Below are 21,808 nucleotides of genomic sequence, written 5' to 3'. Positions count from 1 at the left end.
AACATGTCTTCCAGCGTCGCGGCCTGTTCGGCGAGCGTGGTCTTGCGAGCCATTTGTGGTGTCCGGTTCGGGTAAGCCGTAGAGATAGGGCAAATGCCGCGCCATGCCAGTGCGGTCATGCCAATGCCGTCATGCCAGCGCGGTTATGCAACGGGCCGGCATGAGTAGCACGCGGCCACGGATGTTGCTGCCCTGTTCTTCTCCTGGTGCTGACAGCAGATGTCAGGAGCTTGGCCGGCCCGCCGCCTCGGGATCATTCCCTCGTGATCGGCGTTGTGCGCAGCATGGAAGAGGGCGATCCTGCCGGGGCGGGGCCACCAGGCGATGGAGCGGGCCATGACACTGACAGCAACCTTGCGTGCCGGCGCCTTCATTCTTTCGGGGCTCATCGGCGGTTTCGCGGCGATGACGGACGCAAAGGCCTGCGAGCTCGATCGCTCCTTGAAGATCGCCGGGCTCGACTATGATTCAGCCGCCTTCCACGCCGCGGTCGCGCGGGCGATCGTCGAGAAGGGCTTTGGCTGCAAGGTCGAGCGCGTGCCCGGCGTGGTGGCGCCGCTGGTCAACGGGCTGGCGCGCGGCGATGTCGACGTCATCATGGAGATCTGGCTGGCGAACCCGGTCGAAGCCTGGAGCCGGGCCGAGGCCGCCGGCAAGGTGATCCCGCTGGGCACGACCTTTCCCGACGCCAATGAGGGCTGGTATGTGCCGCGCTATCTCGTCGAGGGCGCGGATGCCAAGGCCCGCGACCTGAAATCGGTCACCGATCTCAAGCGCCACAAGGATCTCTTCGTCGACCGGGAGGAGCCGGGCAAGGGCCGGTTCTACAATTGCGTCGCGGGCTGGGTCTGCGAAGGCATCAATACCAAGAAGCTTTCCGCCTACGGGCTGGCGGAGGATTTCACCAATGTCCGCGGCGGCTCCGGCGAGGCGCTGGTCGCCGCCATCGAGGCGAGCCTGAAGCGCAAGCAGCCGGTGCTGTTCTACTATTGGAGCCCGAGCTGGCTGGTCGGCGCCTATGACCTCGTCAAGCTCGAGGAACCGGCCTTCGACCCGGCGATCTGGGCCGAGCTGAAGACGAGCGACAAGCCCGCAAGGGCGACGGCCTATCCGGTGAGCAAGGTCGTGATCGGCGCCAACCTCGCCTTCACGCAGTCCGCGCCGCAACTGACGAGCTTCTTCAGGAACTATGGCCTGACCAGCGCGCTCACCTCGCAGATGCTGGCCGATGCCCGCGCCGCGGGCATCTCGCCCGAGGAGCAGGCCCTGCGCTTCCTCAAGGACCAGCCGGCGGAGTGGCGCGGCTGGATCCCGCCGGACATCGCCGCGAAGGTCCAGGCTGGCTTGTGACGGGCGGCCTCGCGCTGCTCCCCGATCTCGGCAAGACGCTCCAGGGCGGCGTCAACCGGCTGGTCGATGCGCTGGTCGTCGGCTTCGGCGACAAGCTCGACGCCGTCTCGGATGGGCTGACGGCGCCGATCAGGCTGCTCGAAGGCGCGCTGGTGCCGCTCCCGCCGGAAGCCGGAATTGCCGCCGTCGCGCTGATCGCCTGGCTGGCGACGCGCAAGATCGCCTTTTCGGCCGGCATGGCCGCTCTCGTGCTGGCGCTCGCCTTGCTCGGCGTCTGGCCAGCGGCGATGCAGTCGCTGGCGCTGATCGTCGTCGCCGTGGTGCTGATCGTGCTGCTCGGGCTGCCGCTGGGCGTGGCGGCCGCGAGGATGCCGCGGTTCTCGCGGGCGCTGACGCCGCTCTACGACCTGATGCAGACGGTGCCGAGCTTCGTCTATCTCATCCCCGTGGCGATGATCCTGGGACTGGGGCGCGCGCCGGCGCTGGTGGCGACGCTGATCTATGCCCTGCCGCCCTTCGCCCGCCTGACCGAGCTCGGCCTGCGCGAGGTCGACGGGCGTGCCGTCGAGGCGGCGCGGGCGCTGGGCTTGAGCGCGCGCCAGGGCCTCTGGCTGATCGAGCTGCCGCTTGCTCGCCCGGCGATCCTGCAGGGGCTCAACCAAGCGATCATGATGGCGCTGGCGATGGTCGTCGTCGCCTCGATGATCGGCGCCAAGGGGCTGGGCGAAACCGTGCTGCTGGGGCTGCAGCGTGCCGATCCCGGGCTCGGCTTCGTCGGCGGGCTGGGGATCGTGCTGCTGGCGGTGCTGCTCGACCGGCTGGCCCAGGCGGTCTTTCGCGCGCAGGGACCGTCCCGCCGGCGGGGCGTCCCTTAGGCGCCGCCCGGCGCCCGGCGCATCCTTGCGACCGCTCGCTGCTGACAGCCGGCGTCAGGGACGCGGTTGCGCCCGCTCCGGCGCTTCGGCAGGTTGCCGCCGGCAACGAAACCGGAGGGTGCGCCATGTACGGGTTGATCGGACGGATGCTGGCGAAACCGGGCGAGCGCGACGCGCTGATCGGCCATATCCTCGGGAGCAGCGAGGCGATGCCCGGCTGCCTCAGCTATGTCGTCGCCAAGGATCCGGGCAATCCGGATGCGATCTGGGTGACGGAGGTCTGGGACCAGGAAGAGAGCCACAAGGGCTCGCTGGCGCTGCCGGCGGTGCAGGCGGCGATCGCCAAGGCCCGCCCGCTGATCGCCGGCTTCGACAACCACACCGTGACCGAGCCGGTCGGGGGATTTGGGTTGGTGCGGGGCTGAAGGGGCACGCCAGCCGCTATTACACCAAACCCGTCATGGTCGGGCTTGTCCCGACCATCCACGGCTTAGGCTCGCCCTGGCGCCGCTGGCTTCCTCTCACCGTCGGCAGGCTCTAAGAGGCTCGCAGCAAAGCCCGAGCGGCGAAGGCGAGCCTGTCATGAGCGATAAAGACGTCCAGAAACTGACCATCCTGCCGCCGGCGGCACCGCTGCGCGGCAAGGTGACGCCGCCGGGCTCGAAGTCGATCACCAACCGGGCGCTGCTGGTCGCGGCGCTGGCCAAGGGCACCAGCCGGCTTTCGGGCGCGCTGAAGAGCGACGATACCCGCTATATGGCGCAGGCGCTGCGGGCGATGGGCGTCACGGTCGACGAGCCGGACGCGACCAGCTTCGTCGTCAGCGGCGATGGCCGCCTGCGGGCGCCGGCGGCGCCGCTTTTCCTCGGTAATGCCGGCACGGCGACGCGCTTCCTGACTGCCGCGGCGGCGCTGGTCGAGGGGCAGGTCGTGGTCGACGGCGACGAGCACATGCGCAAGCGGCCGATCGCGCCGCTGGTCACGGCGCTGCGCGCGCTCGGCGTCGCGGTCGAGGCGCCGAGCGGCTGCCCGCCGGTGACGATCGCGGGGCAGGGCGGCTTTGCGGGCGGCCGGGTCGAGGTCGATGGCGGGCTCTCCAGCCAGTATGTCTCGGCGCTGCTGATGGCCGGCGCCTGCGCGCGCGGGCCGGTCGAGGTCGCGCTGACGGGCCATGGAAACAGCACAGAGATCGGCGCGCGCGGCTATGTCGATCTGACGCTGGCGACGATGGCCGCCTTCGGCGCGAAGGTCTCGCAGCCGGATGCGACGACCTGGCGGATCGAACCGACCGGCTACCGCGCCGCCGACTACCTGATCGAGCCCGATGCCTCGGCCGCGACCTATCTCTGGGCGGCGGAAGTGCTGACCGGCGGGACGATCGACGTCGGCGTGCCGGCGGCGGCCTTCACCCAGCCGGACGCCAAGGCGCATGAACTGATCGCCGCCTTCCCGCATCTGCCGGCCGAGATCGACGGCTCGCAGATGCAGGATGCGGTGCCGACGCTTGCCGTGCTCGCCGCCTTCAACCGGACGCCGGTGCGCTTCACCGGCATCGCCAATCTGCGCGTCAAGGAATGCGACCGGGTCGCGGCGCTGGCGCAGGGCTTGTCGCGGATCAGGCCCGGGCTCGGCATAGAGGAGGGCGACGATCTCCTCGTCGCCTCCGATCCTGCGCTCGCCGGGCAGGCCCTGCCGGCCGAGATCGACACTTTCGCCGACCACCGCATCGCCATGAGCTTTGCGCTGGCAGGGCTGAAGATCGGCGGCATCACCATCCTCGATCCGGCTTGTGTGGCGAAGACTTATCCGGAGTACTGGCGGGCGCTCGGCTCGCTTGGGGTGACGTTCGAGGGCGAGGCGCCGTGAGCAGTTCGCGTCATGCTCGGGCTTGACCCGAGCATCTCAGGCCGGGAGAGGCTGGGGCCGGCGTCTCTCGTCCTGAGATTCCCGGGTCTGCGCGGAGTTTATCCTTGGGCCGACCGAAGGTCGGACCTGAGGGCTTCGCCCGGGAATGACGGCCCTTCCACGGCCTCCAACATAAACGGGGACAACTTCGGTTTTTCGCTTGAACAAAACAGGAACATCGTTGATAGTGCCGGCATGGACCGCTAGGGTCCGCCTCCGGTCGTTCGGCCGGTTTGTGATGAAGTGCGCAGGAAAACGGAGCCTGTCATGGCTGGTAGCGTCAACAAGGTCATTCTGGTCGGCAATCTCGGGCGCGACCCCGAGGTGCGGCGCCTCGGCAGCGGCGAGCCGGTCGTCAATCTGCGTATCGCCACGTCGGAGACCTGGCGCGACAAGCAGTCGGGCGAGAAGAAGGAGCGCACCGAGTGGCATTCGGTGGTGATCTTCAACGAGAACCTCGCCAAGGTCGCCGAGCAATATCTGAAGAAGGGCTCGAAGATCTATGTCGAGGGCCAGCTCCAGACCCGCAAATGGCAGGACCAGTCCGGCGTCGAGAAGTACACGACCGAGATCGTGCTGCAGCGTTTCCGCGGCGAACTGACCATCCTCGACAGCCGCGGCCAGGGCGGCTCGGATGAATATGGCGAGGGCGGCGGTTCGGTCGAGGATCGTTCCGGCGGTGGCGGCTCGTTCGGCCGCTCCAGCCCGATGGGCAGCGGCGGCGGCTCGCGCCAGCCGGCGATGTCGGGCGGTGGCTCGAGCGGCGGCTCGCGTTCCTCCAGCCAGCTCGACGACGACATCCCGTTCTAGGGTCGCCTGCGCCGGGCGCTTCCGGCGCCCTCCCTGATCGACAGAGCCGCCTCGCGCATCGAGGCGGCTTTTTTCGTGCGCGCCGCCGGCCGGCTTGACCGGGGCCTGGCATGCTGATTGCCTGACCGCTGCCGTTTCGTCAGGGCCTCACCGTCCGGATCGACGCCCTGTAACCAGGGAGCCTGAAATGCCGACACGTCGCGCTTTCCTCGCAGGCACGGCCGCCGCGCTCGCGGTCAGCAAGCCCAATATCGGCCGCGGCGCCGACAAGAGCGTCATCAAGTTCGTGCCGCAGGGCGATCTCGCCGTCGTCGATCCGATCTGGACGACGGCGACGGTCACCCGCAACCACGCCTTCCTCGTCTACGACACGCTGTTCGGACAGGACGAGAGCTACAAGGCGCAGCCGCAGATGGCGGAAGGGGCCTTGGCCGAGGCCGATGGCAAGAGCTGGACGATCAAGCTGCGCGAGGGGCTGAAATTCCATGACGGTTCGCCCGTGCTGGCGAAGGACTGCGTCGCCAGCCTCAACCGCTGGGGCAAGCGCGATTCCTTCGGCCAGACGCTGATGGCGCAGACCGACGAGCTCGCGGCGGTCGACGACCGGACTTTGCGCTTCCGGCTGAAGAAGCCGTTTCCGCTGCTACCCGACGCGCTCGCCAAGATGACCGCCTCGGTGCCGGTGATCATGCCGGAGCGGCTGGCGCTGACCGATGCGGCGACGCAGGTCACGGAGGTCATGGGCAGCGGGCCGTTCCGCTTCGTCGCGGCCGAGCGCCAGTCCGGCAGCCGGACGGTCTACGAGAAGTTCGCGGGTTACGTGCCGCGCGGAGACGGCAAGCCAGGCCGCACGGCAGGGCCGAAGATCGTCAATGTCGAGCGCGTCGAATGGCACACCCTGCCGGACCCGGCGACGGCCGCGGCCGCCCTGCAGAGCGGCGAGATCGACTGGGTCGAGCAGCCGCTGCCCGACATCCTGCCGCTGCTCGCCAGGGACCCGAAGCTCGAGGTCGCGGTGAAGGAGACCACCGGTGCCATCGCGATCATGCGGATGAACCATCTGCACCCGCCCTTCGACAACCCGGCGATCCGCCGGGCCATGCTGCTGGCGATCGACCAGGCGGAGTTCATGGAAGCGGTCGGCGGGCCCGACAAGGCGCTGTGGCGCACCGGCGTCGGCGTCTTCCCGCCCGGCACGCCGATGGCGAACGATGCCGGCATGGAGGTGCTGAACGGGCTGCGCGACGTCGCCAAGGTCAAGCAGGCGCTCGCCGCCGCCGGCTACAATGGCGAGAAGGTCGTGCTGCTCGGCGTCACCGACCTCGCCAACCTCAAGGCGGAATGCGAGGTCGCCGGCGAGATGCTGAAGCGCATCGGCATGAATGTCGACTACCAGGTGATGGACTGGGGCACGGTCGTCACCCGACGCGCCAAGAAGGAGCCGCCGGCGCAGGGCGGCTGGAACTGCTTCTTCACCGGCTGGAACGGCATCGACATCCTCGATCCGGTCGGCCACATCTCGCTGCGCGGCAACGGCGCCGCCGCCTGGCCGGGCTGGCCGACCGCGCCGAAGATCGAGGCGCTGCGCGACGCCTGGATGGAGGCGGGCGACCTGGCGACCAAGCAGAAACTCGCCGCCGAGATCCAGAGGCAGGTCTTCGAGGACGTGCCCTATGCGCCGCTCGGCCAGTATTTCCAGCCGACGGCGTTCAGCCGCAAGCTCGACGGCGTGCTGGCGAGCTTCCCGACCTTCTGGAACGTCAGGCGGGTCTAGCGGCGTCAGCTCTCGCGACGAGGCCGCCGAGCAGCAGGCCGGCGGCTCCCCGGGATTGCAGGGCGGCCAGACGCTGGGCGACATGGACAAATCCGCCGAAATGGCCGATTCCAAGCTATCGCCACGCTTGCCTGCGAAGCTCCCCGCCAATGACCATTCACGACCCCGCCGTCCCCGCGCTCTCCGTCTGGGTCGCGCTGGAGAGCCCCACCCATCATGTGCCCGGCGTCAACGGCATGATGGACCTCGTCGCCAGGGAGGTCGAAGGCCTGCCCATCGCCGTCGAGCGCATCGCCGGCCGCGACGGGCTCGGCGACAACCTGATCCTGCGGGCCGGCGTCCGGAACGGCGAGAAGGCGGTGGCGCTGATGTCGCATCTCGACACGGTCCACCCGGTCGGCACGAGCGCCAGGGACCTGCCGGTGCGGGTCGAGGGCGACAGGCTCTACGGCCCCGGCGTCTACGACATGAAGGGCGGCGCCTGGCTGGCGCTGCAGGCCTTCAAGGACGCGGCCAGGGCCGGTACCGCGCAGCGGCCGCTGGTTTTCCTGTTCACGCCCGACGAGGAGATCGGCTCGCCGACCTCGCGCGCCCTGATCGAGGATATCGGCCGGGAATCGATGGCGGTGCTGGTCACCGAGCCGGCGCGCGAGGGCGGCAGGATCGTCACGGCGCGCAAGGGCGTCGGCCGCTTCGAGGTCAAGCTGGAGGGCCGCCCGGCCCATTCCGGCTCGCGCCATGCCGATGGCCGCAACGCCATCCGTGAGGCGGCGCACCAGATCCTCGCCGTCGAGGGCATGACCGATTACAGCCGCGGCATCACCACCACGGTCGCGCTGGCCGGCGGCGGCACGGCGGCGAACGTCATCCCGCAACATGCCTGGTTCAGCGTCGACTGCCGCGTCACCACGCTGGCCGACGGCGCGATGATGGAAGAGCGCATCCTTCGCCTGAAGGCGCATGACCCCGATGTGAAGCTGACGATCGAGGGCGGCATGAACCGGCCGCCCTATGAGAAGACGCCCGAGGTCGCCGGGCTCTACGAGCAGGCGAGGGCGGTCTCGGCAAAAATCGGCTTCGACCTGCAGGACTGCCCGATGACCGGCGGCGGCTCGGACGGCAATTTCACCGCGGCGCTCGGCATCCCGACGCTGGACGGGCTCGGCATCGACGGCGACGGCGCCCACACCTTGCAGGAATACGCGCTGATCTCCTCGATCGCGCCGCGCCGGGCGCTGATCAAGGGGCTGCTCGAGACGCTGTGAGAGGCTTCCTTCTCCCCTCGGGGAAGAAGGTGTCTGCGCAGCAGACGGATGAGGGCAGTCCGACCGGGTAAGCGGGGGGCATCGTCGAGCCGTCCTTCCCTCATCCGTCAGCGCTTCGCGCTGCCACCTTCTCCCCCAAGGGGAGAAGGAAGCCCCCCTTCCGTTAGCCGGCCAAATCCGCTCTGATCCCGAACAAGGCCGCAGGACGGCCGGCGGGATGGAGCGTGACATGAAGGGCTTTATCGCAGGCGCTCTTGGCGCAATCAGCATGGTGATGGCAGGGGTGGCGACGGTGACCGTGGCGGACGCTCAGGAATTGCTCGTCGAGAAGAAGGTCTTCGAGCTGCCGAGCTTCGCCACCCAGAGCGGGCGCACGCTGAAGAACGTCAAGGTCGGCTGGGAGAGCTATGGCACGCTCAACGCCGACAGATCGAACGCGATCCTGATCTGCCATTTCTTCTCGGGCAATTCGCACGCCGCCGGCAAATACGACGCGAAGGACGCCGCCCCCGGCTACTGGGACGCGATCATCGGGCCGGGCAAGGCGATCGACACCGACAAGTATTTCGTCCTGTCCTCCGACACGCTGGTCAACCTCAACACCGGCGACCCGAAGGTGACGACGACCGGACCGGCCTCGCTCGATCCCGATACCGGAAAGCCCTATGCGCTCGATTTCCCGGTCGTGACCGTCGGCGATTTCGTCAACGTCCAGAAGGCGCTGGTCGAGAGTCTCGGAATCAGGAAGCTCGCCATGGTCGCCGGCCCCTCAATGGGCGCCCTGCAGACCTATGAATGGGCGGCGAGCCATCCCGACATGGTCGGCAAGGCGATGGCGGTGATCGGCGCGGCCGAGGCGGATGCCCAGCTCATTGCCTGGCTCGATGTCTGGGCGGCGCCGATCCTGGTCGACCCGAACTGGAACAAGGGCGACTATTACGGCAAGGCGCCACCCAATGCCGGGCTCGCCAAGGCGCTCACGGTCGTGACGCTGCAGGCCAATCACGGCGACTGGACCAACGGTACCTTCGGCCGCCGGGCCGCCAAGGAAGGCGAGGACCCGGCCAAGGCGCTCGGCAATCGCTTCCAGGTCCAGAGCATCCTCGACAATGCCGGAGAGGCGCGCGCAAAAGTCTCGGACGCCAATCATTTCCTCTATCTGGTCAAGGCCAACCAGCTCTATGCCGCCGGCGGCAAGTCGCTCGCCGACGGGATGAGCCGGATCAAGGCGCCGCTGCTGATCGTCAGCCAGCCGAAGGACCTGGTCTTCCCGGACGAGATGATCGCGCGCACCGTCGCGGAGGCGAAGAAGGCCGGCCGCGAGGTGACGCATGTCACCATCCAGGGCACGCGCGGCCATCTCGACGGGGTGATCTCGATGAAGCAGGCGGAAGGCGCGGTGAAGGCCTTCCTGGAGAAGTGAGACGTGGCGTCGTTCCGGGGCGGGGCGTGAGCGCCAAACCCGGACGCCATGAACGCCGGCAAGTCCGAAAAGGCCGTCATTGCGAGCGCAGCGAAGCAATCCAGGATCTCGCCCAGCCCCCTGGATTGCTTCGTCGCTGACGCTCCTCGCAATGACGCTGGAGCCCCCGTCGGCGTTCATGGGTTCTGGCTGGGAACTCTCAGGGTCTGGCCTGAGATCGCGACGCGGTTCCGTGGCCCGTCAGGCTCCCCCGACCACCGCACGCACGCCGTCGATGACGAACTGCACGGCGAGCGCCGCGAGGATGACGCCGAGCAGGCGGGTCAGCACGACATTGCCGGTGATGCCGAGCAGGCGGGCGATCGGTACCGCCAGCAGGAAGGTGACGAGGCAGGACAGGATCACGAGGCCGCAGATGGCGGCCAGCGCCCCGAGCTGGAGCAGGTTGCCATCGGCCCGGCCGGCGAGCAGCATCATCGCGGTCAGCGAGCCGGGGCCGGCCATCAGCGGGATCGCCAGCGGGAAGGCGGCGACATTGCGGATATGGTCCTGGGTGATCGCCGTCTCGGCCGTGGCCTGCTTGCGCTCGTTGCGGCGCTCGAACACCATCTCGAAGGCGATCCAGAACAGCAGCAGCCCGCCGGCGATGCGGAAGGCGGGCAGCGAGACGCCGAGCGCCTTCAGCACAACGTCGCCGGCCAGCCCGAAGAAGGCCATGATGCAGAAAGCAATCAGGCAGGCGCGGATGGCGACCTGCTTGCGCTCGCTTTCCGACATGCCGCGCGTCAGCGACAGGAAGATCGGCGCCAGCCCGGGCGGGTCGAGCGTCACCAGCAGCGTGACAAGGGCGGAAGTGAGATATTCGACGAACATCCCGCGACTTACGCATGGTCGTGCACTGGCGTCACGCACGAAACATGGCGAGATTGCGAGGGGGCTCCGGACCCGATTCAAGAACGCGCGGTAAAGCGCTGAAAAATCAGGGACTTATTTTCACTGGGTTGAATCGTGTTTCGCTGGCTTCGGAGCGCGGAATCGGGTAGCCAGAAGCCTGAAAAACTGGGTTGAATCGGGACCAAATCCCTTGAGCGAAGACAACGACGACAAGCGCGACGACGGCCCGCAGTTCGGCGGCGACATCAAGCCGATCGGGATCACCGACGAGATGAAGAAGAGCTATCTCGATTACGCGATGAGCGTGATCGTGAGCCGCGCTCTTCCGGACGTCCGCGACGGCCTGAAGCCCGTGCACCGGCGCATCCTGTTCTCGATGCACGAGAACAAGAACCTGCCCGACCGGCCCTACACCAAATGCGCCCGCATCGTCGGCGACACGATGGGCAAGTACCATCCGCACGGCAATCTCGCGGTCTATGACGCGCTGGTGCGCATGGCGCAGGATTTCTCGCTGCGCCTGCCGCTGATCGACGGCCAGGGCAATTTCGGCTCGATGGACGGCGACAGTGCGGCGGCCGATCGCTACACCGAGGCCAGGCTCGACAAGGCGGCGATGCCGCTGCTCGAGGATCTCGACCTCGACACCGTCAACTTCCAGCCGAACTATGACGGCAAGGAGCACGAGCCGACCGTCCTGCCGGCGCGCTATCCGAACCTGCTGGTCAACGGCGCCGGCGGCATCGCCGTCGGCATGGCGACGAACATCCCGCCGCATAATCTCGGCGAGGTCATCGACGCCTGCATCGCGCTGATCGAGAACCCGGAGATCACGATCGACGAGCTGATCGAGATCGTGCCCGGTCCCGATTTCCCGACCGGGGCCTCGATCATGGGCCGCAGCGGCATCCATTCGGCCTATCACACCGGCCGCGGCTCGATCATGATGCGCTCGAAGACGCATATCGAGGAGCTGCGCAAGGAGCGCGAGGCGATCGTCGTCACCGAGGTCCCCTACCAGGTGAACAAGGCGACGATGGTCGAGAAGATCGCCGATCTCGTCCGCGAGAAGCGAATCGAGGGCATCTCCGACCTGCGCGACGAGTCGAGCCGCGAGGGCGTGCGCGTCGTCATCGAGATCAAGCGCGACGCCGTGGCCGACGTGGTGCTGAACCAGCTCTACCGCTTCACGCCGCTGCAGACCTCCTTCGGCGCCAACATGGTGGCGCTGAACGGCGGCCGGCCCGAGGTGCTCAACCTCAGGGACTTCATCTACGCCTTCGTCGAGTTCCGCGAGGAAGTGGTCTCGCGGCGCACGCGCTATCTGCTCAACAAGGCGCGCGAGCGGGCGCATGTGCTGTGCGGGCTTGCCACCGCCGTCGCCAATATCGACGAGGTCATCCGCCTGATCCGCACCGCGCCGACGCCTTCGGCGGCGCATGAGGCGCTGATGGCGCGCGACTGGCCGGCCGAGGATATCGCGCCGCTGATCGCGCTGGTCGACGATCCGCGCCATCCGATCAATCCGGACGGCACCTACCGGCTGTCCGACGCCCAGGCCAAGGCGATCCTCGAGCTGCGCCTCGCCCGCCTGACCGCCCTGGGACGCGACGAGATCGGCGACGAGCTCGAGAAGCTCGCCAGGGAAATCGCCGACTATCTCGACATCCTGCGCTCGCGCCTGCGCATCCAGGAGATCATCAAGACCGAGCTTTCCGAGGTGAAGGCCGCCTTCGCCACGCCGCGCCGCACGGTGATCCAGGATTGGGGTTCCGATCTCGACGACGAGGACCTGATCGCCCGCGAGGACATGGTCGTCACCGTGTCCCATGCCGGCTACATCAAGCGGGTGCCGCTTTCGACCTACCGGGCGCAGAAGCGCGGCGGCAAGGGCCGCTCCGGCATGGCGACCCGGGACGAGGATTTCGTCACCCGCCTGTTCGTCGCCGATACCCACACGCCGATCATCTTCTTCTCCTCGCTGGGCCAGGCCTACAAGGAGAAGGTCTGGCGCCTGCCGCTATCGGCGCCGAACGCGCGCGGCAAGGCACTGGTCAACATGCTGCCGCTCGATGCGGGCGAGCGCATCACCACGATCATGCCGCTGCCGGAGGACGAGGAGAGCTGGGCGCGTCTCGACGTGATGTTTGCGACGAGGACCGGCAATGTCCGGCGCAACAAGCTCTCCGACTTTGTCCAGGTCAACCGCAACGGCAAGATCGCGATGAAGCTCGACGAGGGCGATTCCATCGTCGACGTGCAGATCTGTTCCGAGCATGACGACGTGCTGCTGACCACGGCCGAGGGCCAGAGCATCCGCTTTGCCGTGCCGGAGGTGCGCGTCTTCAAGGGCCGTGACTCGACCGGCGTGCGCGGCATCAACCTCGCCAAGGGCGACGAGGTGATCTCGCTCGCGATCCTGCACCATCTCGATGCGACCGCCGATGAGCGCGCCGCCTACCTCAAGCTGGCTTCGGCGGCGCGTCGCGCCGTCACCGGCGATGGCGAGGAGGCGGCCGCACCGGTGGTGACGGATGCCGAGGATGCGGCCGGCGATATCGAGCTCGGCCAGGAGAAGTATGCCGAGATGGGCGCGTCCGAGCAGTTCATTCTGACCGTGTCGGAGAAGGGCTACGGCAAGCGCACCTCGTCCTTCGAGTACCGGGTCACCGGGCGTGGCGGCAAGGGCATCACCGCCATGGTCGTCAACGGGCGCAACGGCAAGCTGATCGCCTCTTTCCCGGTGATCGATACCGACCAGATCATGCTGGTCACCGATGGCGGCCAGGTCATCCGCATCCCGGTGGAAGGCCCCAAGCCGATCCGCATTGCCGGCCGCTCGACGCAGGGCGTCACCATCTTCGACACCGCGGTCGGCGAGAAGGTGGTCTCGGTCGAGTGCATCGGCGACGATGGCGAGGAAGATGAGGGCGAAGTCGAGGGCGAGGGCGAGGCTGGCCCCGAGGAGGGCGCGGCGGAGGCGTGAAGCCTTTCCGCCGGTAAGGACATTGCTGTCCCGGCCCGGAAACACGCCGTCATCCCGGACAAGCGGCGAAGCCGCGCCGATCCGGGATCCATCGGAGGGCTCCGGCGCTCCATGATGGATCCCGGGGCAAGCCCGGGATGACGTGGCGTTTCCCGGGGAGCCGTGCAGCTTTCAAGGAATCGGCCGAAAAGCGGAGCGCGGTTTTCGGGAACAGCCGATGCTGCAGTCTCGTGGGAGCAGCGTGGTCTTGCCGCGCTTTGCGCCGCGGAAGTCTGCCGAAGAACTGGGCGTCAGCGCGCGAACTGCCTGGTCGCGCCGGTCGGATGGACGGCCGCGTCGAAGGTCGGCGTGAAGACGGCGTCGGCGAAGGGGCCGCGGATCTCGAAGGAGGTGCGGGCGGGACCGTTGGTCGCGCTCAGCAGGCCGGTGAGCTCGAGCCAGCGCCGGCCGAGATCGGCATTGCCGTTCAGCGACAGCGCGTAGCCGGGGCCGGCCATCTGCGCCTCGGTCAGGGTGAGCACACCCCGATGCGCCAGCGCGGTGAACTGCGCCGTCTCGAAGCTCGTCCTGCCCTGGCGCCAGTCGCGCGCGGCCGGGGGCCTTTCGGCCCGGCGCAGCAATTCGCCGAAAGCGACGCCCTTGAATTCGCCCTGGCGCAGCGTTGCATTGACGCGGCCGGTCAGCGAGCCGACGACCTGCTCCAGGCTGTCGCCGACGCCGTCGAGCGCGAGCTGTCCGGTCGCCGTGCCGGTCAGGCCGCCGAGCAGGTCGGGCAGGTCGCCGCCGGCCTGGCCGAGATTGACGCGGTCAAGGCCGAGCTGGAGCTTGAGCTCGGCGCCGGCCGGCACGGCGGTGGCGAGGATGCGGGCGCGGGCCGAGCCGCCATAGGCGCTGGCGCGCAGCACCGAGGCTTCGAAGCGGCCCTTGCGGACCATGAGCTGCGCGGCGAGGTCGCCGAGCCTGGCGGTGCCGAGACGGGCGGAGTCGAGCGAGATGCGCAGATCGACGTCATGGGCGGTCCAGAGATCGAATTCGAGCGGCGTCTCGCTCGGCTCGCCGGCGCCGGGCAGCGGCTGGTTCTCGCCTTGCCGGATCAGGCGGCCGAGATCGAAATCGGCGCCTGCCAGCGTGCCGGAGAGCACCCGGCGCGCGCCGCTGCCGTCGAGCTTGAGCGCGCCCTCGAGCTGGTCGCCGTCGAGCTTGGCGATGACGTTGCTGAGCGAGATGTTGTCCCCGGCGAGCTGCGCCTCGGCGGTGAGCTCGACCTGCCGGACCAGCGTGGCGATGCGCGGGCGCGGGCCGATCCAGGCGAGCGCGTCGGGCAGGGAGCGGGTATTGAACTCGACCTGGCCGGTCATGACTCCCTGGGCACCGGAGCGTGTGCCGTTGAGACGTAAGCTCATCAGATTGGAGGAAAGCGCGATGGCGACCCGGGCGCGCTCACCGGTGACCGGCCAGAGCAGGTTCACCCGGGCGGTCTCGCCGCGCCAGGTGAAGGCCCCGGCAAAGGCGACCGGCGCGGTTTCGTCGCGCTCCTCGACGACCAGGTTGACGTCGCGCAGCGTGGTCAGGATCGTGTTGCCCGAGCGCGCCATCAGGCTGCCGGCGCTGATCACCAGCTGGGTCTCGCTCTTCAGGCCGGAAAGATAGGCCAAAGCCGGCGCGGCCCAGTTGGCGTAGCCCTGGGGCTCGTCGGGGACGACGATGTCGATCTCCGGGCCGATCAGGTCGACGCGGTCGAAATCGAGCTGCCCGGCGACGAGCGACAGCAGGCGCGCCCGGGCCCGCAGGCGCAGCGCCGTGCCGGATAGCGCCCCGTCATGGGAGGCGAAGGTGACGCCGGAAAGGCTGATGCGCGGCAAGGGCAGGAAGGCGATCTCGGCGCGCTTGAGCGAGGTCACCTTGAGACCGACGCGCTTCTCGATGCCGGCGACGACATGGCGTTCGACCAGCGCCTGCGCCAGGCCCCAGGATTGCAGCCCGAGCGCGAGCAACACCGCAGCGACTGCAAGGCCGAGTATGGAAGCGCGTCGTGACATGGGCCTCGGTCTGCGCTGCGGCTGGCGTCGGGCCGCGGTGCACGGGGTGATCGCGAGCGAATCAGCGCCAAAAGGGCCGAAACGGCGCTCGCGCGGCAAAGGGTGTATTCCCCTGGCTAGCGAATGTCGAGTTGCCGGCCGGATTCAGCTCGCCGCGGCCAGTCTCTCGCCATTGCCGGCGCGCGCCAGCATGATCGCGGGATAGATGCCGATCAGCACGATCAGCAGCGCCGCCAGTGCGCCGTCCTCGAAGACACCGCGCGAGGCGTGGCCGTAGACCAGCGTCGCCAGCGTCTCGACGTTCAGCGGGCGCAGCAGCAGGGTCATCGGCAATTCCTTCATGCAATCGACGAAGACCAGCAGGGCGGCGGCGGCGATCGCCGGCCGGGCCAGCGGCCAATGCAGCCGGCGCAGCAATTCGCGCCGGCCAGCGCCGAGCGAGCGGGCGGCGTCGTCGATGCGCGGCGAGATGCGCGCGAGCCCGCTCTGCGTGCCGGCAAGCGCAATCGAGAGGAAGCGGACCAGATAGGCGATGATCAGTGCCGCCCCGGAGCCGAGCAGGAGCAGGCCCGGGCTGGCGCCGAAGATCGCGCGGCTGGCATCGGCGATGAGGTTGTCGAAGGCGGCGAGCGGCACCAGCAGCCCCAGCGCCAGCACCGTGCCGGGCAAGGCGTAGCCGAGCGAGGCCAGCCTGGCGACGCTCGGCAGCCAGGGCTCGCGGCCGAGCCGGACCGCCGCCGCAACGCCGACCCCGACCACCACGACGACCGCGGTGGCGAGGGCGGAGATCGCCACCGTATTGGCGAGCGAGCGCAGCATCGCCGCATCCATCTGGATGATCAGGTCGCGCCGCAGGAACTCGCCGATGAGATAGGCGAGGGGCAGGATCGCGCCGAGCAGGACGGGCAGGGTGCAGGCGGCGCTCGCAGCCCAGGCCGCGCCGCGCGGCAGCCGGCTGCGGCCGACCGGCCGGAGCCGCTTCACCGGCAGGGCGAAGCGCCGGGCGCCGCGCGTGTGCATCTCGGCCAGGATGAGGCCGACGACGACGAGCAGCATGACACAGGCGATCTGTGCCGCGCCCGGCAGCGAGGAGCGGTTGAGCCAGGTGGTGTAGACCGACAAGGTCAGCGAACGGACGCCGAGATATTCGCTGGCGCCGATGTCGTTCAGGGTCTCGAGCAGCGCCAATGTCAGCCCGGCAACCAGCGCCGGGCGCGCCATCGGCAGGCCGACGCGCCGGAACAGCGTCCAGCGCGAGGCGCCGAGGGTGCGCGCCGATTCGACGATGGCGGCGCTCTGCATGCCGAACAGCGCCCGGACGCTGAGATAGACGTAAGGATAGAGGACCAGGCCGAGGATCAGGATGGCGCCGGTGAGGTTGCGCGGATCGGGGAACCAGTAGTCGCGCAGGCTGCGGTAGCCGGTCAGCGCCCGCAAGGCGCTCTGCAGCGGCCCCTGGAAGCCGAGGATCTCGACGTAGACATAGGCCGTGATGTAGGTCGGCATCGCCAGCGGCAGGACGAGCAGCCATTCAAGGCTCGCCCGGCCGGGGAAGTCATGCTGCGTCACCAGCCAGGCGGTGCCGACGCCGACGATCCCGCAGAAGGCGGCGACACCGGCGAGCAGCAGCAGGGTGTCGCCGAGCGCGGCCGGCAGGACATTGGCGGTCAGATGCGGCCAGACCGCCAGCGCCTCGCGCGACAAGGCGGTGAGGCCGAGCGAGATGACCGGCAGCGCCACCAGGCCGGCGGCGAGCGCCGCGAGCAGGGCCAGACGCGTCGACGGCCGCCACATGAGTGACGGCCGCCGGTTCAGGGTGCTGAGGGCACCGTGGCTCAATTGTCGAAGCCGACCTTGTCGACCAGCTCGGAAGCGGCCTTGCGGTTCTTGGCGACCTCGCCGAGCGGGGTCGTGTCGGGGGTGAGGGCGCCGAGCAGCTTCACGGCCGCAGCCTCCTTGACGGCGGCATTGACCGGATACTCGAAATTGCCGTCGGCATAGAGGTGCTGGGCCTTCTCGCCGAGCATGTACTCGATCAGCTTGACGGCATTGTCCTTGTTCGGCGCATTCTTGGCGATGGCCGCGGCCGAGACGTTCACATGGGTGCCGCCGCCGGCGAAGGTGCTCTTGAGCGGCTTGATCGCCTCGTACCAGCTCTTCTGCTCATTCGTCGCCTTGCTCATCAGGCCGATATAATAGGTGTTGATGATGGCGATGTCGCACTGGCCGGAGAGGATGTCGCGCGCGACCTCGCGGTCGCCGCCGCCGGGCTTGCGGGCGGTGTTGGCCTTCAGCGCCTTGAGATAGGCTTCCGTCTTCTCGGCGCCGTTGCGGGCGAGATAGGCGGCGAAGAAGGCATTGTTATAGGGGTGCTGGCCGGCGCGGATGCAGAACTTGCCCTTCCATTTCGGGTCGGCGAGTTCCTCATAGGTGATCGCGTCCTGCTTCACCCGATCCTTGGAGCCGATGACGATGCGGGCGCGCTGGGTCAGCGTGACCCAGTTGTTGCCCGGGCCGCGCAGCGCGGCGGGCACGGTCTTGTCGACGACCGCCGACTGGATCGGCTGGGTGATGCCGGCATCAGCCGCCTGGTTGATCTGGCCGACATCGACCATGAGCATCACGTCGGCGGGGCTGTTGGCGCCCTCCGCCTTGATGCGCTCCTGCAGCCCGTCCTTGAGGAAGACCGCATTGACCTTGATGCCGGTATCCTTGGTGAAGGCCTCGATCACCGGGTTGAGCAGGGCCGGTTCGCGCGTCGTATAGAGGTTGACGCTTTGCGCGAAAGCCGGGCCGGCGAGCAGGCAGGAAGTGAGCGCTGCGGCATAGAGGCGGGACTTTACGGACATGCTTCACTCCTGGGATACGGCCCCCGAATGAGGTCGGGTGTCCGCTGGAGGTAGAGCGCGACAGGCGCTTGGTCAAGAAAATATGCTTTGTAATCAATGTGTTAGATAATTTCTAAACTGGCTTTTGTTTATAGTAATTCTAAATAACTGCGCTCGAATCCGGCGGGCCTCCAAGGGCGCGCGTGCTGCCCGGTAGAGCTCGCGCTCATCGGATCGGAGCGGCGCAGGGTCGCCGGCCGCCGACCCTGCCTCCCAGTATGGGATTCCTCTGCGAAGCCAGGAAGGCGCGCGCAAACCCCTCCCGCCTGTGGCAGGGCAATCGCATTTGCTCCCCACAGCCCTCATCCTGAGGAGCCATTCCGTTAGGGATGGCGTCTCGAAGGATGGTTCAGGAGGCTCCCGAACCATCTGGAGCATCCTTCGAGACGCGCCTGCGGCGCTCCTCAGGGATGAGGGCAGTGGGGCTGTAGCCAAGGGCACTATGAGTTGCCGATCCCCGGCCAAGCCCGGGATCGGTGGGAAGGGAGGCGCCTCACTTCGCCTTTCGCAAAGGAACCAGGCAGAAGAACCAGGATGGGGACGCCGCGGTGATCGTGCAGGCGCGAAAAGCGCCTGCGGCCCTCCGGGCGAAACCGCGGGAGCCAGCAGATCGGGGCAATTTTCGTGACATTTCTACAACAATTATTCTGATTGCAGCGGGCCGAAAGCAGAGCGGCGCAATTGCCGCGATGCCGCCACAAAGCCCTCCCAGCAACTGATCCCGCCAATTCGCTGCGATATGGAAGAATTGAAATCTGTTTCTCGGTTTTTCGAGAAGGATTTCGTGCTTCCGGAAGGTAGCGAGAGAGCGTTGCGTGCCGCGCTGGCCGCGTGGCACACCCTTTCCGCGCAGAATGCGCGGGCCGGGTCAGGAAGACAGGGTAAGCATGGACGCGCGCGTTTTCGATAAGTCGAAGCTTCCCAGCCGGCATGTCAGCGTCGGTCCGGCACGCGCCCCGCACCGTTCCTATTATTACGCGATGGGCATGACCGCGCGGCAGATCGCGCAGCCCTTCGTCGGCGTCGCCTCCTGCTGGAACGAGGCCGCGCCCTGCAACATCGCCCTGATGCGCCAGGCCCAGGCCGTGAAGAAGGGCGTCGCCTCCGCCCAAGGCACGCCGCGCGAATTCTGCACCATCACCGTCACCGACGGCATCGCCATGGGCCACCAGGGCATGAAGTCCTCGCTGGCCTCGCGCGAGGTCATCGCGGACTCCGTCGAACTGACGATGCGCGGCCATTGCTACGACGCGCTGGTCGGCCTCGCCGGCTGCGACAAGTCGCTGCCCGGCATGATGATGGCGATGGTGCGCCTCAACGTGCCGTCGATCTTCATCTATGGCGGTTCGATCCTGCCCGGCAATTTCAAGGGCAAGCCGGTCACCATCCAGGACGTGTTCGAGGCGGTCGGCAAGCATTCGGTCGGCGCGATGTCGGACGAGGATCTGAAGGAGCTGGAGGAGGTGGCGTGCCCGTCCTCGGGCTCCTGCGGCGCGCAGTTCACCGCCAACACCATGGCGACGGTGGCCGAGGCGATCGGCCTGGCGCTGCCCTATAGCTGCGGCGCGCCGGCGCCCTACGATGTCCGCGACACCTTCTGCTACACCGCCGGCGAGATGGTGATGGAGCTGATCGCGCGGAACATCCGGCCGCGCGACATCGTCACCCGCAAGGCGCTCGAGAACGCCGCCATGGTCGTCGCGGCCTCCGGCGGCTCGACCAATGGCGCGCTGCACCTGCCGGCGATCGCGCATGAATGCGGCATCGACTTCGACCTCTTCGCCGTCGCCGAGATCTTCAAGAAGACGCCCTATATCGCCGACCTCAAGCCGGGCGGGAAATACGTCGCCAAGGACATGTTCGAGGTCGGCGGCATCCCGCTCCTGATGAAGACCCTGCTCGATCACGGCTATCTGCATGGCGACTGCATGACCGTCACCGGCCGCACCATCGCCGAGAACCTCGCCTCGGTGAAATGGAACGACGAGCAGGATGTGATCCGCCCGGCGAACAGGCCGCTCTCCGACAATGGCGGCGTCGTCGGCCTCGTCGGCAATCTGGCGCCCGAGGGTGCGATCGTGAAGATCGCCGGGATGCCGGCCGAGAGCCTGGTCTTCAGCGGGCCGGCGCGCTGCTTCGACTGCGAGGAGGATGCGTTCAAATGCGTCGCCAATCGCGAATACCAGGTCGGCGACGTGCTGGTGATCCGCTATGAGGGCCCCAAGGGCGGCCCGGGCATGCGCGAGATGCTGGCGACGACCGCCGCGCTCTACGGCCAGGGCATGGGCGACAAGGTCGCGCTCATCACCGATGGCCGTTTCTCCGGCGCGACGCGCGGTTTCTGCGTCGGCCATGTCGGCCCCGAGGCCGCCGTCGGCGGGCCGATCGGCCTGATCCGCGACGGTGACATCATCGAGCTCGACGCCATCACAGGAAAGCTCGCAGTCCGCCTTTCTGATGCCGAACTTGAGGAGCGTCGTGAGGCTTGGAAGCCGCGCAGGACCGACTACAACTCCGGCGCGCTGTGGAAATACGCGCAGACCGTCGGCTCCGCCAAGGGAGGGGCTGTGACCCACCCGGGAGGAGCGGCAGAGACCCATTGCTATGCGGATATCTGAAACCATCCTCGCCGGGGCCCTGTTCGTCCTGGGCTGCCAGTCGGCAGTCTGGGCGCAGGAGCCTCAGGCCCAGCGTGGCCTGGTGCCGCCGCTCCCGATTCCCGGAATCGCCCTGCCGGAACCGGAGGATGGCGCTGTCGGCGAGCCGGCGCCGCTTGCCGGCGGCCGGGCCATCGCCCCAGCGCCTAGCGGGCCTGCCGCGCATACCGCCCTGCCGCTCGCTCCGTTCACCAGCGCCCGCGACGCGCTCAAGGCCTGGATGCGCGATTCCACGGCCGGCGACCAGGCCGGCGCGGTCAGGGCGCTGGAGTTCGCCGCGTCGCGCGGCCATCTCGCGGCGCAGTTCAAGCTGGGCCGGGTCTATGCCAGCGGTGACGGCGTTCCGGTCAACGATCTCAAGGCCTTCGAGTATTTCTCGAAGATCGCGGATGAGAACGCCGACGAGATGCCCGGCACCTCCGATGCGCGCATCGTCGCCAGCGCCTTCGTCGCGCTCGGCGGCTATTTCCTCGACGGTATCAAGGGCAGCTATGTGAAGCCCAATGCCGACCGTGCCTTCGACATGTTCCATTACGCCGCTTCCTATTTCGGCGACCCCGACGGCCAGTACAATCTGGCCCGGCTCTATATGAACGGCACCGGCGCGCCGCGTAATCCACGCCAGGCGGCACGCTGGATGAAGCTCGCCGCCGAGAAGGGCCATGCCCCGGCCCGCGCCGTCTTCGGCGACCTGCTGCTGCGCGGCGGCGACGGCGTTCCGCGTCATCCGGTCATGGGCCTGATGTGGCTGGCGCTGGCGCGCGAGGGCGCCGATGCGACGCGCGAGGGCTGGATCGTCGAGCGCTACGACGCCGCCTTCGGGGCCGCCAACGCGGCCGACCGCACCGCGGCGCTGGCGCTGGTCGAGCGCCAGCATCTGGCGGGGCGCGGCGGGCGCCGCTGAGCGCCCGGCCGGAGGCTCCTACCCGGCCTGCATCCGTG

Annotated in this window: 15 protein-coding genes; 11 read left to right on the top strand and 4 right to left on the bottom strand. The window is 68.1% G+C overall.

Annotation, left to right across the window (positions count from 1 at the left end):
- Positions 1-336: 336 nt before the first annotated feature.
- From V6M56_RS09380 to V6M56_RS09345, 8 genes are all read left to right on the top strand, one after another.
- Positions 337-1,350: an ABC transporter substrate-binding protein gene (locus tag V6M56_RS09380; RefSeq protein WP_332683125.1), complete on the top strand. Its 1,014-nt coding sequence runs from the start codon at positions 337-339 to the stop codon at positions 1,348-1,350.
- Complete coding sequence (locus tag V6M56_RS09375) at positions 1,347-2,225, top strand: ABC transporter permease (protein WP_332683124.1); 879 nt, start codon at positions 1,347-1,349, stop codon at positions 2,223-2,225. The genes V6M56_RS09380 and V6M56_RS09375 overlap by 4 nt, the downstream gene beginning before the upstream one ends.
- Positions 2,226-2,350: 125 nt before the next feature.
- Positions 2,351-2,650: a putative quinol monooxygenase gene (locus V6M56_RS09370; protein WP_332683122.1), complete on the top strand. Its 300-nt coding sequence runs from the start codon at positions 2,351-2,353 to the stop codon at positions 2,648-2,650.
- A gap of 157 nt (positions 2,651-2,807) precedes the next feature.
- The gene (aroA, locus tag V6M56_RS09365; RefSeq protein ID WP_332683121.1) at positions 2,808-4,091 is read left to right on the top strand and encodes a 3-phosphoshikimate 1-carboxyvinyltransferase; all 1,284 of its coding nucleotides are present in this window, start codon (positions 2,808-2,810) and stop codon (positions 4,089-4,091) included.
- A gap of 306 nt (positions 4,092-4,397) precedes the next feature.
- Entirely contained in the window at positions 4,398-4,940 is a 543-nt protein-coding gene (gene ssb, locus V6M56_RS09360; protein ID WP_332683120.1) for a single-stranded DNA-binding protein, read from the top strand.
- Between the two features lie 187 nt (positions 4,941-5,127).
- Positions 5,128-6,714, top strand: a complete 1,587-nt coding sequence (locus tag V6M56_RS09355; RefSeq protein WP_332683119.1) for an ABC transporter substrate-binding protein — start codon at positions 5,128-5,130, stop codon at positions 6,712-6,714.
- 149 nt (positions 6,715-6,863) lie between these two features.
- Complete coding sequence (locus V6M56_RS09350) at positions 6,864-7,979, top strand: M20 family metallopeptidase (protein ID WP_332683117.1); 1,116 nt, start codon at positions 6,864-6,866, stop codon at positions 7,977-7,979.
- A 229-nt stretch (positions 7,980-8,208) separates the two neighbouring features.
- On the top strand, positions 8,209-9,402 hold the full coding sequence (locus V6M56_RS09345) for an E22 family MetX-like putative esterase (protein ID WP_332683116.1): 1,194 nt from the start codon (positions 8,209-8,211) through the stop codon (positions 9,400-9,402).
- Positions 9,403-9,642: 240 nt separating this feature from the next.
- Here V6M56_RS09345 and V6M56_RS09340 read toward each other — a convergent pair whose 3' ends face one another.
- On the bottom strand, positions 9,643-10,275 hold the full coding sequence (locus V6M56_RS09340) for a MarC family protein (protein WP_332683114.1): 633 nt from the start codon (positions 10,273-10,275) through the stop codon (positions 9,643-9,645).
- Between the two features lie 211 nt (positions 10,276-10,486).
- Here V6M56_RS09340 and gyrA point away from each other — a divergent pair, with 211 nt between their 5' ends.
- Complete coding sequence (gyrA, locus tag V6M56_RS09335; RefSeq protein ID WP_332683113.1) at positions 10,487-13,282, top strand: DNA gyrase subunit A; 2,796 nt, start codon at positions 10,487-10,489, stop codon at positions 13,280-13,282.
- Positions 13,283-13,572: 290 nt separating this feature from the next.
- On the opposite strand, the gene V6M56_RS09330 is transcribed toward gyrA, so the two are convergent.
- The 3 genes from V6M56_RS09330 to V6M56_RS09320 form a co-directional block, all read right to left on the bottom strand.
- Positions 13,573-15,321 carry an AsmA family protein gene (locus V6M56_RS09330; RefSeq protein ID WP_332683111.1) on the bottom strand — a complete coding sequence of 583 codons (1,749 nt, stop codon included), beginning with the start codon at positions 15,319-15,321 and terminating at the stop codon, positions 13,573-13,575.
- 144 nt (positions 15,322-15,465) lie between these two features.
- On the bottom strand, positions 15,466-17,115 hold the full coding sequence (locus V6M56_RS09325) for an ABC transporter permease (protein WP_332683109.1): 1,650 nt from the start codon (positions 17,113-17,115) through the stop codon (positions 15,466-15,468).
- 41 nt (positions 17,116-17,156) lie between these two features.
- Positions 17,157-18,170 (bottom strand): extracellular solute-binding protein, encoded by a 1,014-nt coding sequence (locus tag V6M56_RS09320; RefSeq protein WP_332683107.1) that lies wholly within the window; start codon positions 18,168-18,170, stop codon positions 17,157-17,159.
- Between the two features lie 926 nt (positions 18,171-19,096).
- Between V6M56_RS09320 and ilvD the strand changes: the two genes are divergently transcribed.
- Positions 19,097-20,827: a dihydroxy-acid dehydratase gene (ilvD, locus tag V6M56_RS09315; protein WP_332683106.1), complete on the top strand. Its 1,731-nt coding sequence runs from the start codon at positions 19,097-19,099 to the stop codon at positions 20,825-20,827.
- A complete protein-coding gene (locus V6M56_RS09310; RefSeq protein WP_332683105.1) occupies positions 20,814-21,770 on the top strand; it encodes a tetratricopeptide repeat protein in 957 nt (318 codons plus the stop codon). Before ilvD ends, V6M56_RS09310 begins: the two co-directional genes overlap by 14 nt.
- Positions 21,771-21,808: the final 38 nt, after the last annotated feature.

Source organism: Allobosea sp. (genome assembly GCF_036675845.1).
In the GTDB taxonomy this organism is placed as follows: domain Bacteria; phylum Pseudomonadota; class Alphaproteobacteria; order Rhizobiales; family Beijerinckiaceae; genus Allobosea.
This window is presented reverse-complemented; position numbering and strand designations above follow the sequence as displayed.

Excerpts from the sequence above, each read along its gene's own strand:
- V6M56_RS09380 (WP_332683125.1), top strand. The coding sequence starts at position 337 with ATGACACTGACAGCAACCTTGCGTGCCGGCGCCTTCATTCTTTCGGGG.
- V6M56_RS09370 (WP_332683122.1), top strand. The coding sequence starts at position 2,351 with ATGTACGGGTTGATCGGACGGATGCTGGCGAAACCGGGCGAGCGCGAC.
- aroA (WP_332683121.1), top strand. The coding sequence starts at position 2,808 with ATGAGCGATAAAGACGTCCAGAAACTGACCATCCTGCCGCCGGCGGCA.
- ssb (WP_332683120.1), top strand. The coding sequence starts at position 4,398 with ATGGCTGGTAGCGTCAACAAGGTCATTCTGGTCGGCAATCTCGGGCGC.
- V6M56_RS09355 (WP_332683119.1), top strand. The coding sequence starts at position 5,128 with ATGCCGACACGTCGCGCTTTCCTCGCAGGCACGGCCGCCGCGCTCGCG.
- V6M56_RS09350 (WP_332683117.1), top strand. The coding sequence starts at position 6,864 with ATGACCATTCACGACCCCGCCGTCCCCGCGCTCTCCGTCTGGGTCGCG.
- V6M56_RS09345 (WP_332683116.1), top strand. The coding sequence starts at position 8,209 with ATGAAGGGCTTTATCGCAGGCGCTCTTGGCGCAATCAGCATGGTGATG.
- V6M56_RS09340 (WP_332683114.1), bottom strand. The coding sequence starts at position 10,275 with ATGTTCGTCGAATATCTCACTTCCGCCCTTGTCACGCTGCTGGTGACG.
- V6M56_RS09330 (WP_332683111.1), bottom strand. The coding sequence starts at position 15,321 with ATGTCACGACGCGCTTCCATACTCGGCCTTGCAGTCGCTGCGGTGTTG.
- V6M56_RS09325 (WP_332683109.1), bottom strand. The coding sequence starts at position 17,115 with ATGTGGCGGCCGTCGACGCGTCTGGCCCTGCTCGCGGCGCTCGCCGCC.
- V6M56_RS09320 (WP_332683107.1), bottom strand. The coding sequence starts at position 18,170 with ATGTCCGTAAAGTCCCGCCTCTATGCCGCAGCGCTCACTTCCTGCCTG.
- ilvD (WP_332683106.1), top strand. The coding sequence starts at position 19,097 with ATGGACGCGCGCGTTTTCGATAAGTCGAAGCTTCCCAGCCGGCATGTC.
- V6M56_RS09310 (WP_332683105.1), top strand. The coding sequence starts at position 20,814 with ATGCGGATATCTGAAACCATCCTCGCCGGGGCCCTGTTCGTCCTGGGC.